This is a genomic window from Sphingomonas sp., assembly GCF_965227385.1.
Taxonomy (GTDB): Bacteria; Pseudomonadota; Alphaproteobacteria; order Sphingomonadales; family Sphingomonadaceae; genus Sphingomonas.
This window is the reverse complement of record NZ_OZ245750.1, coordinates 2,393,779-2,408,463: the sequence shown is the minus strand read 5'-3', so window position 1 is coordinate 2,408,463 and position 14,685 is coordinate 2,393,779. Positions and strand designations below refer to the sequence as shown.

The 14,685-nt window shown below is 66.4% G+C and carries 9 protein-coding genes and 1 tRNA gene; 7 read left to right on the top strand and 3 right to left on the bottom strand.

Annotated elements, in window-relative coordinates; genetic code table 11:
* The first annotated feature begins 62 nt into the window (after positions 1-62).
* The 3 genes from rpsA (at position 63) to ACO05N_RS11645 (ending at position 2,420) form a co-directional block, all read left to right on the top strand.
* On the top strand, positions 63-1,772 hold the full coding sequence (gene rpsA / locus ACO05N_RS11655) for a 30S ribosomal protein S1 (protein WP_422057252.1): 1,710 nt from the start codon (positions 63-65) through the stop codon (positions 1,770-1,772).
* Between the two features lie 184 nt (positions 1,773-1,956).
* Entirely contained in the window at positions 1,957-2,235 is a 279-nt protein-coding gene (ihfB, locus tag ACO05N_RS11650) for an integration host factor subunit beta (RefSeq protein ID WP_422057251.1), read from the top strand.
* 97 nt (positions 2,236-2,332) lie between these two features.
* A tRNA-Leu gene (locus ACO05N_RS11645) sits at positions 2,333-2,420 on the top strand.
* 305 nt (positions 2,421-2,725) lie between these two features.
* On the opposite strand, the gene ACO05N_RS11640 is transcribed toward ACO05N_RS11645, so the two are convergent.
* Positions 2,726-4,060: a sigma-54-dependent transcriptional regulator gene (locus ACO05N_RS11640; protein WP_422057250.1), complete on the bottom strand. Its 1,335-nt coding sequence runs from the start codon at positions 4,058-4,060 to the stop codon at positions 2,726-2,728.
* Positions 4,060-5,844, bottom strand: a complete 1,785-nt coding sequence (locus ACO05N_RS11635; RefSeq protein WP_422057249.1) for a sensor histidine kinase — start codon at positions 5,842-5,844, stop codon at positions 4,060-4,062. Before ACO05N_RS11635 ends, ACO05N_RS11640 begins: the two co-directional genes overlap by 1 nt.
* Before the next feature lie 198 nt (positions 5,845-6,042).
* Here ACO05N_RS11635 and ACO05N_RS11630 point away from each other — a divergent pair, with 198 nt between their 5' ends.
* From ACO05N_RS11630 to acs, 4 genes are all read left to right on the top strand, one after another.
* Complete coding sequence (locus ACO05N_RS11630; RefSeq protein ID WP_422057248.1) at positions 6,043-7,377, top strand: dicarboxylate/amino acid:cation symporter; 1,335 nt, start codon at positions 6,043-6,045, stop codon at positions 7,375-7,377.
* A 62-nt stretch (positions 7,378-7,439) separates the two neighbouring features.
* Complete coding sequence (locus ACO05N_RS11625) at positions 7,440-10,514, top strand: TonB-dependent receptor domain-containing protein (protein WP_422057247.1); 3,075 nt, start codon at positions 7,440-7,442, stop codon at positions 10,512-10,514.
* A gap of 4 nt (positions 10,515-10,518) precedes the next feature.
* A complete protein-coding gene (locus tag ACO05N_RS11620) occupies positions 10,519-11,454 on the top strand; it encodes an alpha/beta hydrolase (protein WP_422057246.1) in 936 nt (311 codons plus the stop codon).
* An 89-nt stretch (positions 11,455-11,543) separates the two neighbouring features.
* Entirely contained in the window at positions 11,544-13,490 is a 1,947-nt protein-coding gene (acs, locus tag ACO05N_RS11615; RefSeq protein WP_422057245.1) for an acetate--CoA ligase, read from the top strand.
* Here acs and pobA read toward each other — a convergent pair.
* The gene (pobA, locus tag ACO05N_RS11610; RefSeq protein WP_422057244.1) at positions 13,487-14,656 is read right to left on the bottom strand and encodes a 4-hydroxybenzoate 3-monooxygenase; all 1,170 of its coding nucleotides are present in this window, start codon (positions 14,654-14,656) and stop codon (positions 13,487-13,489) included. The two genes, acs and pobA, sit on opposite strands and share 4 nt — an antisense overlap.
* Between the last annotated feature and the right edge of the window lie 29 nt (positions 14,657-14,685).

Below are 14,685 nucleotides of genomic sequence, written 5' to 3'. Positions count from 1 at the left end.
CCTCAAAGACCGCTGGACCCAACCAGCCGGCCGGAAAAACGATAGTTAGGACTGAACCCTTTATGGCCTCTACGGCAAACCCAACGCGCGACGATTTCGCCGCGCTTCTCGACCAGACGCTCGGCGGCGCAGAAAGCTTTGAAGGCCGCGTCGTCATCGGCACCGTCACCGGCATCGAAAACGACCTCGCCGTCATCGACGTTGGCCTCAAGAGCGAAGGCCGCGTGCCGCTGCGCGAATTCGCGGCGCCGGGCCAGAAGGCTGACCTGAAGGTCGGCGACGAAGTCCAGGTCTATGTCGACCGCGTCGAGAATGCGAACGGCGAAGCGATGCTCAGCCGCGACCGCGCCCGCCGCGAAGCCGCATGGGACACGTTGGAACTCGAATTCAGCCAGGGCAACCGCGTCGAGGGCGTCATCTTCGGCCGCGTCAAGGGCGGCTTCACCGTCGACCTGTCGGGCGCCGTGGCGTTCCTGCCTGGTTCGCAGGTCGATATCCGTCCGGTCCGCGACGTCCAGCCGCTGATGGACCTGCCGCAGCCGTTCCAGATCCTGAAGATGGACCGCAAGCGCGGCAACATCGTCGTCTCGCGCCGCGCCGTTCTGGAAGAGAACCGCGCCGAGCAGCGTTCGGGCCTGATCCTGAGCCTGGCCGAAGGTCAGGTGATCGACGGCGTCGTCAAGAACATCACCGATTACGGTGCGTTCGTCGACCTGGGCGGCATCGACGGCCTGCTGCACGTCACCGACCTCAGCTACAAGCGCGTCAACCACCCGTCGGAAGTCCTGAACATCGGCGACACCGTCAAGGTTCAGATCATCCGCATCAACCGCGACACCCAGCGCATCTCGCTCGGCATGAAGCAGCTTGAGAGCGATCCGTGGGATGGCGCAGGCAGCAAGTATCCGGTCGGCGCGAAGCTGTCTGGCCGCGTGACCAACATCACCGAATATGGCGCCTTCGTCGAGCTCGAAGCCGGCATCGAGGGCCTGGTCCACGTGTCGGAAATGAGCTGGACCAAGAAGAACGTCCATCCGGGCAAGATCGTGTCGACCTCGCAGGAAGTCGATGTCGTCGTGCTCGAGGTCGATCAGGAAAAGCGCCGCATCTCGCTCGGCCTCAAGCAGGCTCAGCAGAATCCGTGGGAAGCGTTCGCGGCCGCCCATCCGGTCGGCACCGAAGTCGAGGGCGAAGTCAAGAACGCCACCGAATTCGGCCTGTTCATCGGTCTGGACAACGACGTCGACGGCATGGTCCACATGTCCGACATCGCCTGGGGCATCTCGGGCGAGGACGCGCTGGCGCTGCATCGCAAGGGCGAGATGGTCAAGGCCGTCGTCCTGGCGATCGAGCCGGACAAGGAGCGCATCAGCCTTGGCATGAAGCAGCTTGAGCGCGGCGGCGTGCCGAGCCCGGCCGCTGGTGCCGGCGCCCGCGTCAACAAGAACGAGATCGTCACGGTCACCGTTCTCGAAGTCCGCGACGCAGGCCTTGAAGTGCAGGTTGGCGACGATGGCGTCACCGGCTTCATCAAGCGCACCGACCTTGGCCGCGACCGCGACGAGCAGCGTCCGGAGCGCTTCCAGGTCGGCCAGAAGTTCGACGCGATGGTCACCGGCCTCGACCGTTCGAAGAAGCCGACTTTCTCGGTCAAGGCGATGCAGATCGCCGAAGAGAAGCAGGCGGTTGCGCAGTATGGCTCGTCCGATTCGGGCGCGTCGCTGGGCGACATTCTCGGCGAAGCCCTCAAGGCACGCGAAGAGAAGAAGTAACTGGACCGCGGGCGGGCGCTTCGGCGTCCGCCCCTTTCCAGCGATTTCAACGAGTTCGGTCATATATTTCAAATTTTGGTTGCCGGGAGCAAGATTGTGTTGCCGCAGCCCCCGCGCGCCGCGTAGACGTCTGACATAGTCGCTGCTGTGGGCATGGCGCCGCAGCTCGAACATGGGGACGCACATGATCCGCTCTGAACTCGTACAGATGCTGGCGACGGACAATCCCGACCTGTCTGCGCGGGAGATCGAGCGGATCGTCGACATCTTCTTCGAAGAAATTACCGCGCGCCTGGTCGCGAATGGACGCGTCGAACTGCGCGGTTTCGGTGCCTTCTCCACCCGCGCACGCGACGCGCGCACCGGCCGCAATCCGCGCACCGGCGAATCGGTCGACGTGGACGCGAAGCGGGTCCCCTATTTCAAGCCTGGCAAGGAAATGCGCCTGCGCCTCAACGTGTGACGGCACGCGGCAATTTGCTTGGCACCATGCCAACGGACCGATAGACCGCGGGCGCGTTTGGCGTTCGGGAGGGTTCGGCCCGCCAGACGGAACGCGTGCGGGCGTGGCGGAATGGTAGACGCACCGGACTTAAAATCCGTTGGACCGCAAGGTCCGTGGGGGTTCAAGTCCCCCCGCCCGTACCAGATTGCTCCGCTCCGGTTTGATCGACCCCGGCGGCCCTGCTATTTTTGCAGTTCATCATGTTTTATGGGAAGCCGCGTTGACGCAGCAATTCGCCGACCGTGTCGGCCACCGACCCGCCACCCTGCCTCCCACTGCGCAACATCGACCGGTGTGGCCGCCTGCGCATTGATGCAACTGGCAGCACGGCTCGGAAGCAGCGCACGCAGCCGGATGCTGGTCCAGCGCCAGGCGGGTTTGCAGCAGTTCGCACCGCGCCAGCTATCGGACGTGACCAGCCGGTCATTCAGCGCAAGAGCGACCCCAACTAGCCCCGCCGCCGGAACGCTCCCGCTGTCAGCCCGGCGCGCGCCATCTTGTCGTAAAAGGTCTTCCGCGGGACGCCCAGCAGATCGATCGCACGGGCGACATTGCCGCGTGTCGCCTCCAGCGCCTCCCGCAGCAGCATCGCCTCATAGGCGGCGACGCGATCCGGCAGGGTCTGGTGCGTCGAGGACGGACCGCCGCCGTCGATCAGATTCAGCACCGCGCTGAACGCGAAATTGCGCAGCTCGCGGACGTTGCCGGGCCATTCATGGTCGAGCAGATGGCGGCGGACCGCGTCCGTCATACGAAACCCTCCCTGCCCGGTCTGCCGCACCGCTTCGGCAACGAACGCCGCGAACAGCTGGGCAATGTCGGAGCGCCGCTCGCGCAGCGGCGGGATCGACAGGCGCACTACGTTGAGCCGGAAATACAGATCGCTGCGGAACGCCCCCTGCTGGGCAAGCGCCAGCAGGTCGCGCTTGGCCGAAGCGACGACACGCAGATCGAGCGGGATCGGGCGCTCGGCTCCGACCGGCAGCACCTCGCGCTCTTCCAGAACGCGCAGCAGGCGCGGCTGGACCGCCAGCGGCATCCCGTCGATATCGTCGAGGAACAGCGTGCCCCGGCTCGACGCCTCGATCCGACCGCTCCGCTCGAACCGTCCGTGCGGAACGGCATCGGCGGCGTGACCGAACAGCTCGATTTCGGCATGCGCATCGGGCAGCGCGGCGCAATTGACCGCGACGAAGGCGCGCGCGGCGCGGGGCGAGCCACGGTGGAGCATCGCCGCGACCAGTTCCTTGCCGGTGCCCGTCTCCCCCTCGATCAGCACATCGACCTCCGCGCGCGCGACCTGTGCGACGCTCTCGCGCAGCCGCACCATCGCCGGACTATCGCCGATCAGCGGGCTGTCGACCGGGCTGGCGGCGGCAGCGCGAAGCGCGCGGTTGTCGAGGATCAGGCGGCGGTGCGCCAGCGCGCGGCGGACCGCTGCAACCAGATGATCGGCGGAAAAGGGTTTGGGGAGAAAGTCGAATGCGCCGTCGCGGAGCGCGCCGACGGCCATCGGGACGTCGGCATGTCCGGTGACCAGAATGACCGGAATGTCCGCATCCAGCGCACGCAGCCGCGCGAACAGCTGGAGTCCGTCCATGCCGGGCATGCGGATGTCGCTGACCACGACGCCGTCGAAATCCGGGCCGATCGCGGCAAGCAGCGACGCGGCGTCAGCAAAGGCGCGCACCGGCAGGCCGGCGAGGTCGAGCGTCTGCACATTCGCCTCGCGCAACGCCGCGTCGTCGTCGACGAAGAAGACGATCTGATCCGCCTCGGCCATCATGCGCGCAACAGCGTGAGTTCGAACCGCGCGCCCTCCCGGCCGTCGGCCAGCGCCAACTCGCCGCCGAAATCACGGGCAATGTCGCGGGAGATCGCAAGTCCGAGCCCCAGCCCCTCTTCCCGCCCGGTAACGAACGGCGTGAACAGCTGGTCGCGCAGGTCCGGCGGGACGCCCGGGCCATTATCGCTTACGGTGATGCGCGCGCGATCCCCCTCCCCCTCCACCGCAATAACGATGCGCGCGTCCGGCCGCCCGGCGAGCACATCGAGTGCGTTCTGGACGAGATTGATGAGGATCTGCTCCAGCCGCACGCGATCGGCGATGACCCTGATGTTCAGATCGCCGACGCGGTCCAGCCTGACCCCCGCCGCACGCACGCGGTCACCGATCAGCAGCACGACGGAGTCGATGGCGGATCCGATTTCGACCGCGCCGATATCGGGCGTCCGCTTTCGCGCAAAACTGCGCAGTTCGCCGGTGATCGCGCCGATCCGCTCGGTCAGCGCGCTGATGCGACCAAGATTGTCGGCGGCACGCACGGTGTCGCCGCGGTCGAGCAGCTGGCGCGCATTGTCGGAAAAGGTGCGGATCGCCGCGACCGGCTGATTGATCTCATGCGCCACCCCGGCGGTGATCTGTCCCAGCGAGCCCAGGCGACTTGCCTGTGCCAGCTCTTCGCGGGCAGCCCGGTAACGCTGGTCCGCGCGCGCGCGTTCGGCGCTTTCGGCCTCGAGCTGGCGGTTGGTTTCGCGCAACTCGGCAGTTCGTTCGGCGACCTGGGTTTCCAGCGCGGCCCGTGCCGTCGCTTGCAACAGCTGCCGCTCGCGCGCGCGCCACAGCAACAGCAGCGCGCCGACGATCAGCACCAGCGCGGCAAGCGTCACCAGCCGCGCATTGGCATTGGCACTGGCGAGCGCCGGTCGCAGCGGCATCAGGACGTGCAACCGTGCCCCTGCCAGCGGTGTGGCGACCGACGCGACCCGGCTGTCGCCCGCAATGTCGACCCCGGTCCCCCGCACGTCGGCGCCATCCAGGGTCAGGCCGAGCGGGCCGAGCGGAAGATCGCCATATTGTCGCGTGGCCCGGATCGCCTGGCGACTGGCGGCGGAGAGTGGCGCGAGCGTGCGGAAGCGCCAGTCGGGACGGCCGGTCACGATCACGACGCCATGTCGATCCGTGACGATCGTCGTGCCCTGTTGCGCGGCCCATTGCGCCTGCACCCGTTCGAACTCGATCTTCACCACGATCACCCCCAGCGGGCGTGCAGCGGAGCCGATCCGCTGCGCAAGATACAGTCCGGGTATGCCGCTGACCGTACCCAGCGCGAACAGCTCCGCGCTGCCGGTGCGAACCGCATCGCGAAAATAGGGCCGGAATCCGTAATTCTGGCCGACAAAGCTGGTCGGCAGGCGGTGGTTGCTGGCCGCGACGGTCTTGCCCCGCGCGTCGATGACATAGATCGCCGCCGCATCGGTGCGTGCGGCGAGCAGCTCCAGCCGGGCATTCACGCGTGCCGCAACGGCCGCGGACGGGCTGTCGAGGAGCGCCGGCACGTCGGGATATTCGGTCAGGACGAGCGGGAGCAGCCGGAATTTCTGCAGCTCGCTCGTGAGCAGGCCGGCGTTGGCGCGCGCCAGCTCCGCCCCTGCCGCATCGGTCGCTGCCACCGCCTGCCCGCGCGCCCAGCGTGACGCGCCCAATGCAACCGCCGCCAGCAGCACCAAGCCGATTGCCGCAACCAGTGCCAGCCGACGTGACAGTCGAGTCGTCCCGATCTCCATCCGCGCGGAATATCACACATTCGCGATATGTAATGCGCGGAATATCGCACATTTTGCACACCTTTCATCCGTATGATTATGATCAATCCGTTGAAATAAAACGATTTATCGCGGACGTTCGCAATTCCCCCTGTCCCGGACATAGTGTCGCCAACTATAGCCAGACGCGCCAATCAAGGCGCGCAGAGGGGATGGTTGATGGCGGTTGCACTCGAATATGCGGCAGAACCCGCAAAGCCCGGACGCTGGTGGACCCAGCTCTATGTCCAGGTGCTGGTCGCGATCGCCGCCGGCATTGCGCTGGGCTTTTTCTGGCCGGGGGTCGGCGAAGCGCTCAAACCGCTCGGCGATGCATTCATCAAGCTGGTCAAGATGATCATTGCCCCGGTGATCTTCCTGACGCTGGTGACCGGCATTGCGGGCATGACGGAATTGCGCTCGGTCGGCCGCGTCGCCGGCAAGGCGTTCGCCTATTTCCTGTTCTTTTCGACCCTGGCGCTGATCGTCGGCCTGATCGTCGCCAATACGGTTCAGCCCGGCGCGGGCATGAACGTCGATCCCGCCACGCTCAATACCGGAGCGGTCGAGGGCTATGTCGCCAAGGCGCATGAGAGCGGCATCGTCGAATTCTTCATGGCGATCATCCCGACGACACTGGTTTCGGCATTGACGGGGGATCAGCTGCTGCCGGTTCTGCTGGTTGCAATCCTGTTCGGCATTTCGCTGTCGATGGTGGGTGAGCCCGCCGCGCCGGTGCGCGACATGCTGGAGCGCGTCGGGCTGGTGGTGTTCAAGCTGGTCGGGATCCTGATGCGCGCGGCGCCGATCGGTGCGTTCGGCGCGATGGCCTTTACCATAGGCAAATACGGCATCGAATCGCTCGCCAATCTGGCCGGACTGGTCGCGACCTTTTACCTCACCTCGCTGATCTTCGTCGTGGTGGTGCTGGGGATCGTCGCAAAGCTCGCCGGTTTTTCGATCTTCAAGCTGATCCGCTACCTCAAGGCCGAGTTGCTGCTGGTCCTGGGCACCTCCTCGTCCGAAAGCGCGCTGCCCAGCCTGATGGACAAGATGGAGCGCGCGGGCTGCGAGAAGTCGGTCGTCGGCCTGGTCGTCCCCACCGGCTATTCGTTCAACCTCGACGGCACCAACATCTACATGACGCTGGCGGCGCTGTTCATCGCGCAGGCGTGCAATGTCGACCTGACGCTTGGCGACCAGATTGCCCTGCTGCTGATCGCGATGATCTCGTCCAAGGGGGCGGCGGGCGTCACGGGCGCTGGCTTCATCACGCTGGCCGCGACGCTGTCGATCGTGCCTTCGGTGCCGGTCGCTGGCATGGCGCTGATCCTGGGCATCGACCGCTTCATGAGCGAGTGCCGCAGCCTCACCAATTTCATCGGCAATGCGGTCGCGACGGTCGTCGTCGCGCGTTGGGACAATGCGCTCGACAAGGACGCGCTCGATCGCGCGCTGTCGGGTGCGGCGCCGACGGGCCCGGCGCGACCAGCGACGGAAGCCGATCCGGACTGATCAAGGACATTGGGGAAGAGCGGACGTCGAAGCCGCCTTTCCGGGAACAGGGAGAGAAGACCATGACCAACCGCACCAGCCTCCGCGCGCTCGCGACCGGAACCGCACTCGCCGCACTGGCGATCGCGCTGCCCGCCCAGGCCCAGGACGCGCTGCCCGCCGCTCCCGCCGGCGAAGAGGCCGCACCCGAGCAGGAGGTCGTCGTCGTCGGCACCCAGATCAAGGGCAAGGACATCACCACCGCCCTGCCGGTGAGCGTCGTCGACCGTAACCAGATCGAGGCGACCGGCGCGCTGTCGGGCGACGATCTGATCCGATCGATTCCCCAGGCGGGCGACGTCACCTTCAACGAAGCCAATAATCCGCAGACCAGCAACGCCGCGCGCGGCGACGTCAATTCGATCAACCTGCGCAATCTGGGCGTCGGCAACACGCTGGTGCTGCTCAACGGCCGCCGCATGGTCAGCCACCCGACCAGTCAGGCCGGCGACGGCAACGTGCCCGTGCTCGGCTACAACTCCAACGCACTGCCCGTCGCCGGGATCGAACGGCTGGAGATCCTGCGCGATGGCGCGGCGGCGATCTATGGCGCGGACGCGGTGGCGGGCGTGGTCAACACCGTGACCCAGGGCGATTTCGACGGCGCGCGGCTCGACCTGCGCTACGGCTATGCCGAGGGGACGCACCGCAAGGAGTTCGAGGGGACCGGGCTGATCGGGCATAATTTCGCCGGTGGCCGCGGCAATTTCTCCCTGTTCGTCAATTATGTCCGCCGCACCGCGCAGCTGGCCGAGGACCAGCCCTATACCGCGACCGACAATCTCCTCTCGTTCTTCGCCAATGATCCCGCCTATGCCGGCAACCTGGGTGCCGATGGCCGCGCGACGCAGAGCCCTTGGGCGAACCTCGCCGTTGTCGGCGGCCCCGGCACGATCCGCCGCAGCCCGGGCAATCAGGCGCTGACCTCATCGGCGGGCGCGTTCCACACCCAGTCGTCGCTGAACCCCGGCTGCGCGGTCACGATCAACAGCAATGTCTGCTACGGCACCGGCACCCGCGCGACCGCAACGACGCTGCGCAGCGAGCGGTTCGATACGCGTCCCGGCACGACGGTCACGCCCGCGTTCAACCGCTACAACGCCTTCTTCACCGGCCGCTACGAGGTCAGCGACGCAGTCGAGCTCTACACCGAACTCGGCTACTACCTCGCCGACACCCAGCGGATTCAGCCGCCGACGATCAACCTCAACGCGATCGTCATTCCGGCGAGCAATTACTGGAACCCGTTCGGCCCGGTCACCTTCGCCAATGGCCAGGCCAATACCAACCGCATCCCGGGGCTCACCAACGTCCCCGCCGCCGGACTCCCGGTGCGCCTCACCACCTATCGCTTCGTCGATGCGGGCAATCAGGTGGTGAATGTCGAAAACTGGCAATCGCGTTTCCTGCTCGGCGCGCGCGGCAAGATCGGCAGCTTCGATTACGACACCGGCATCCTCTATTCGGAGGCGCAGGCGCGCGACAGCTCCAACGCGATCGACATGACCGCGCTCCAGCGCAACCTCGCCCTGTCGACCCCCGATGCGTACAACCCGTTCAGCGGCGGCTGCTCGGCGACGCCGTCGCTGGGCGACTGCTCACCCGCGAGCCAGGCGACGATCGACGCGATCAGCTTCAACCTCGTGCGCAAGTCCAAGACGACCCTGCTGCTCGGCGATTTCAAACTGTCGAGCGCCAGCCTCTTCGACCTGCCCGGCGGCGGCGTCGGCATCGCATTCGGTGTCGAAGGTCGGCGCGAGACGCAGCAGGACATCCGCGATCCCAACCTCAACGGTCAGATCACCTTCAGGGACATGGTGACCGGCGAAACCAACCTGTCCAACGTCGCCGCAGTCAGCCCCACCCCGTCGGTGTTCGGGAGCCGCACCGTGCTGTCGGCCTATGCCGAACTCGCCGTGCCGCTCGTGTCGCCCGAGATGGACGTGCCGCTGGTCCACCGCCTCGATCTGCAGATTGCGGGTCGGGTCGAGGAATATTCGGACTTCGGATCGGTGGCCAAGCCCAAGGTCGCGGCGGCATGGGACATCGTCGATGGATTGCGCCTGCGCGGTTCGTGGTCGCAGGGCTTCCGCGCGCCGAACCTGGAGCAGACCAAGACCGTCGCCTATTCGCGGCTCAATTCGAACACCGATTACTATCGGTGCGAGGCGGATCTGCGTGCGGCGCGGATCGCCAATTTCTCCGCATGCAGCCGCGGCATCAGCTATTCGATCTTCATCAGCGGCAATCCCGACCTGAGGCCGGAAGAAAGCACCAACTGGACCGTCGGCACGGTGATCGAGCCGAAGTTCATTCCCGCCGGTCTCGGCCGCCTGACGCTGACCGCCGACTTCTGGTCGATCCAGCAGACCGGGATCGTCGGCCAGTTCGGCGCACAGAATGCGCTGGTGCTCGACTATCTCCTGCGCCTTCAGGGATCGAGCAACCCGAACGTGGTTCGGTCCGCGCCCACCGCCGATGACACGCCGGTGTTCACGGGGACCGGCCTGGCAGCGGTCGGTGCGGTGACCCGGATCAACGACCAGTTCGTCAACCTGCTGCCCCAGACCGTGCAGGGCGTCGATCTCGCGCTGCTCTACAATGTCCGCACCGACATCGGTCGGTTCGATGTCGCGCTGAACGCCGCGCGCCTGACCAAATTCTCGCGCGAAACGCCGCCGGCGGTGCAGGCGCTGTTCGATGCACGCGCGGCGGGCCAGATCAATGCCGCGACCCCGCTGACCGACGCCAGCGACCTGATCGAGGAGCGCGGACGGCCCAAGTGGCGTGTGACGGGATCGCTCACCTGGAGCCACAAGGGCTTCCAGATCGGTGCGTTCGGCAATTACATCGGCACGGTGTATGACACCAACTTCCTCGACACGGCCGGCAACCCGTACAAGGTCGAGGGCAAGGCATTCTTCAACCTCTATGGCCAGTATCGCATCCGCAAGGGCCCGCTGGAGGACACGCGCTTCCGCATCGGCGCGCGCAACGTGTTCGACACCCAGCCGCCGATCACCGCCGATGGCTATTTGGGGTCGCTCTACGTCCCCTATGGCCGCTATCTCTACGCATCGATCGGCAAGCGGTTCTGAGGTGATGATGACGCGCTGGCTCGCTGCCCTTGTGCTGCTCTGCGTCGCGGCCCCGGCCTCGGCGCGGAGCGAAGTGATCAACCTCTGGCCCGGGCCGATGCCGGGGAGCGGCACCGTCTCCGGACCCGAGAAGATCGGCAGCGAGGGCGCGGCGACCGGATCGGTCTCCAACGTCACCGTGCCGCGCATGGTGGTCGTGCGGCCGAAAAAGCCGAACGGCGCGGCTGTACTCGTGATCGGCGGCGGCGGCTATTTCCGCATCCAGATCGGCAGCGCGGCCATGCCTACTGCGCAATGGCTGGCGCAGCGCGGCGTGACCGCTTTCGTCCTCTATTATCGCCTGCCCGGCGACGGATGGAGTTCGGAGGTTCCGTTTCAGGATGGGCAGCGCGCCATGCGGCTGCTGCGCGGCAACTGGAAGACGTTGGGGATCGATCCCAAGCGGATCGGCGTGATCGGCTTCTCCGCGGGCGGCCATCTTGCCGGCATGCTCGCGACGCGCGGAGCGCATGATTTCTACCCGGCGATCGACGCGGTGGACACGGCCAGCGCGGTGCCGGACTTCGCCGGGCTGATCTATCCCGTGGTTTCGATGCGCGCGCCGATCGATACGACGCGCACGGCCCGCTATGTCAGCAAGCTGCCCGACTGGCGCGGCGCCTATTCGGTCGAGGCACAGGTGACCGCCACGACGCCGCCGATCTTCCTCGCCCATGCCTATGATGACCCCACCGCCGATGTCGCGCACAGCCTGCGGCTCGCGGCGGCGATGCATGCGGCGAAGCGTCCGGTGGAGATGCACCTGTTCCAGCGCGGCGGGCATAGCTGGGGGCTGGGCAAGCCCGGCGAACCGGTCGCGGCCTGGCCCCGGCTGTTTGCCAGCTGGATCAGAGCCAATGGCTGGCTTCCTGCGCGAAAGGCGGCTGAAGCTGCCGACTGAGCACGAATCTACGACAAAAGTCGGACTGACCTGTCGCTCCCGATGCGCTAACGCGGATAGCAAACGCGCGGCGTAGACAGGAGAGTGACATGGCCCAGACGATCTTCCCGGTACCCGAACAATGGGCGGCAAGCGCGCTGGTCAATGCGGACGGCTATGACGCGATGTACCGCCGCTCGGTCGAAGATCCCGAGGGCTTCTGGCGTGAGGCGGCGCAGCGGATCGACTGGATCACGCCATTCACGCGGGTCAAGGAAACCAGCTTCGAAGAGGCCGATTTCGGCATCGCCTGGTTCAGTGACGGCACGCTCAACATCAGCGCCAATGCACTCGACCGCCACCTTGCCGAGCGCGGCGATGCAACCGCGATCCTGTGGGAACCGGACAGCCCGGACGAGCCGCACCGCGTTATCACCTATCGCGATCTCCATGCCGATGTCTGCCGCTTCGCCAATCTGCTGAAAGCTCAGGGGGTCAAGCGCGGCGAGCGGGTGACGCTCTACCTCCCGATGGTGCCCGAGGCGGCGGTGGCGATGCTCGCCTGCGCACGCATCGGCGCGATCCATTCGATCGTGTTCGCCGGCTTCTCCCCCGACGCGCTCGCCGGGCGCATCCAGGATTGCGACAGCCGCATCGTCCTCACCGCCGACGAAGGGCTGCGCGGCGGCAAGCGCATCCCGCTCAAGGCCAATGTCGATGCCGCGCTGGCCCGCTGTCCCGGGGTCGAGCGCGTCATCATGCTCCGCCGCACCGGCGCCGATGTCCCGACGGTTGCAGGCCGCGATATCGACTGGGCCGAAGCCGCCAGCCAGTCCGCCGACTGCGCGCCCGAGGCGATGGGCGCGGAAGACCCGCTGTTCATCCTCTATACCTCCGGCTCCACCGGCAAACCCAAGGGCGTGCTGCACACCACCGGCGGCTATGCGGTGTGGACGGCGATGACGCACGAGTACGTCTTCGATTACCGCCCCGGCCAGATTTACTGGTGCGCCGCCGATGTGGGCTGGGTCACCGGGCACAGCTACGTCGTCTACGGCCCGCTGATGAATGGCGCGACCACGGTGATGTTCGAAGGCGTCCCCAACTTCCCCGACCACAGCCGCTTCTGGCAGGTGGTCGACAAGTTCAAGGTCGAGATCTTCTACGCCGCCCCAACCGCCCTGCGCGCGCTGATGCGCGAGGGCGATGAGTGGGTGAAGCGCACCAGCCGCAGCAGCCTGCGCCTGCTCGGCAGCGTCGGCGAGCCGATCAATCCCGAGGCATGGGAATGGTATCACCGCGTGGTCGGCGAGGGCCGCTGCCCGATCGTCGACACCTGGTGGCAGACCGAGACCGGCGGCGCGATGATCACCCCCCTGCCCGGCGCGACTGCGCTCAAGCCCGGTTCGGCGACAAAGCCCTTCTTCGGCGTCCAGCCCGCTCTGCTCGACAATGACGGCAAGCTGATCGAGGGCGCGGGCGATGGCTGCCTGGTCATCACCGACAGCTGGCCCGGCCAGATGCGCACCGTTTGGGGCGACCATGACCGCTTCTTCCAGACCTATTTCAGCACCTTCCCCGGCCGCTATTTCACCGGCGACGGCTGCCGCCGCGACGAAGACGGCTATTACTGGATCACCGGCCGCATCGACGATGTCATCAACGTCTCCGGCCACCGCATGGGCACCGCCGAGATCGAGAGCGCGCTCGTCGCCCATCACAAGGTCGCCGAGGCCGCAGTCGTCGGCATGCCGCACGACATCAAGGGCCAGGGCATCTACGCCTTCGTCACCACCAATGCCGAGGTCGAACCCGACGCCGCGCTGCGCGCCGAGCTGATCAAATGGGTGCGCCAGGAAATCGGTCCCATCGCCACCCCCGACGTGATCCAGTTCGCCCCGGCGCTACCCAAGACCCGATCGGGCAAGATCATGCGCCGCATCCTGCGCAAGATCGGCGAGAATGACGTCAGCAACCTCGGCGACACGTCGACGCTGGCCGACCCGTCGGTGGTCGATCACCTGCTCGCCAACCGACCCCAGCTTGCGGGGGCCTAGAGCGGCAGCCCCACATAATTCTCCGCAATCGCCGTCTGCATCGCGGTCGAGCTGGCGACATAATCCAGCTCGGCCTCCTGCATGCGATGCTCGAACGCGCCATCCTCGGGGAAGCGGTGCATCAGCTTGGTCAGGTACCAGCTGAACCGCTCCGCCTTCCAGATCCGCGCCAGCGCCCGCGCCTGATAGCCGTCCAGCCCCGCGGCATCCCCCTGCTTCACCGCGCCGACCAGCGCGTCACACAGATAGGCAACATCCGACGCGGCCAGATTCAACCCCTTGGCTCCGGTCGGCGGCACGATATGCGCGCTGTCCCCGGCGAGGAACAGCCGGCCATGCCGCATCGTCTCGAACACATAGGACCGCAGCGGCGCGATCGACATTTCCAGCGCTGGCCCGCGCGTGACCTTGTGCTCGCTGATCGGATCGAACCGCGCGGCGAGTTCGTCCCACAAGCGCTCTTCGGTCCAGTCTTCGACCCTGTCGGTCAACGGCACCTGGATATAATAGCGGCTGCGGGTCTTCGACCGCATCGAGGCAAGTGCGAAGCCGCGCTGCCCATTGGCGTAGATCAGTTCATCATGGCACGGCGGCACGTCAGCGAGGATGCCGAGCCAGCCGAACGGATAGACCCGCTCGAACTCGCGCACCGCGCTCGCCGGGATCGCCTTGCGCGATGGCCCATGGAACCCGTCGCACCCGGCGATATAGGCGCAGTCGATCCGGTGCGTCTCGCCATCCTTCACATAGGTAACGAACGGCGCATCGCCCTCGATCTCATGCAACGCGACATCGCCCGCGTCATAGACGACCTCCAGCCCCCGCTCGGGCGCCGCGTCCATCAGGTCGCGGGTCAGCTCGGTCTGACCATAGACCATCACGTTGCGCCCGGTCAGCGCGGCAATGTCAATGCGGATAAGTCGGTCATCGGTGGCAAGGTTGAACCCCGCCTCGACCAGCCCCTCCCGCTTCATCCGCGCGTCGAGGCCGAGCCGTGTCATCAGGTCGGTCGTCACCGTCTCCAGCACGCCCGCCCGAATCCGGCCGAGCACATAATCGGGCGACGCGCGCTCGATAACGACGCAATCCACCCCCGCCTGACGCAGCAGATGGCCGAGCAGCAGGCCCGAAGGCCCTGCCCCGATGATCGCAACCTGGGTCTTCATGTCATTTCCCCACGACCGCATCCGCGCGG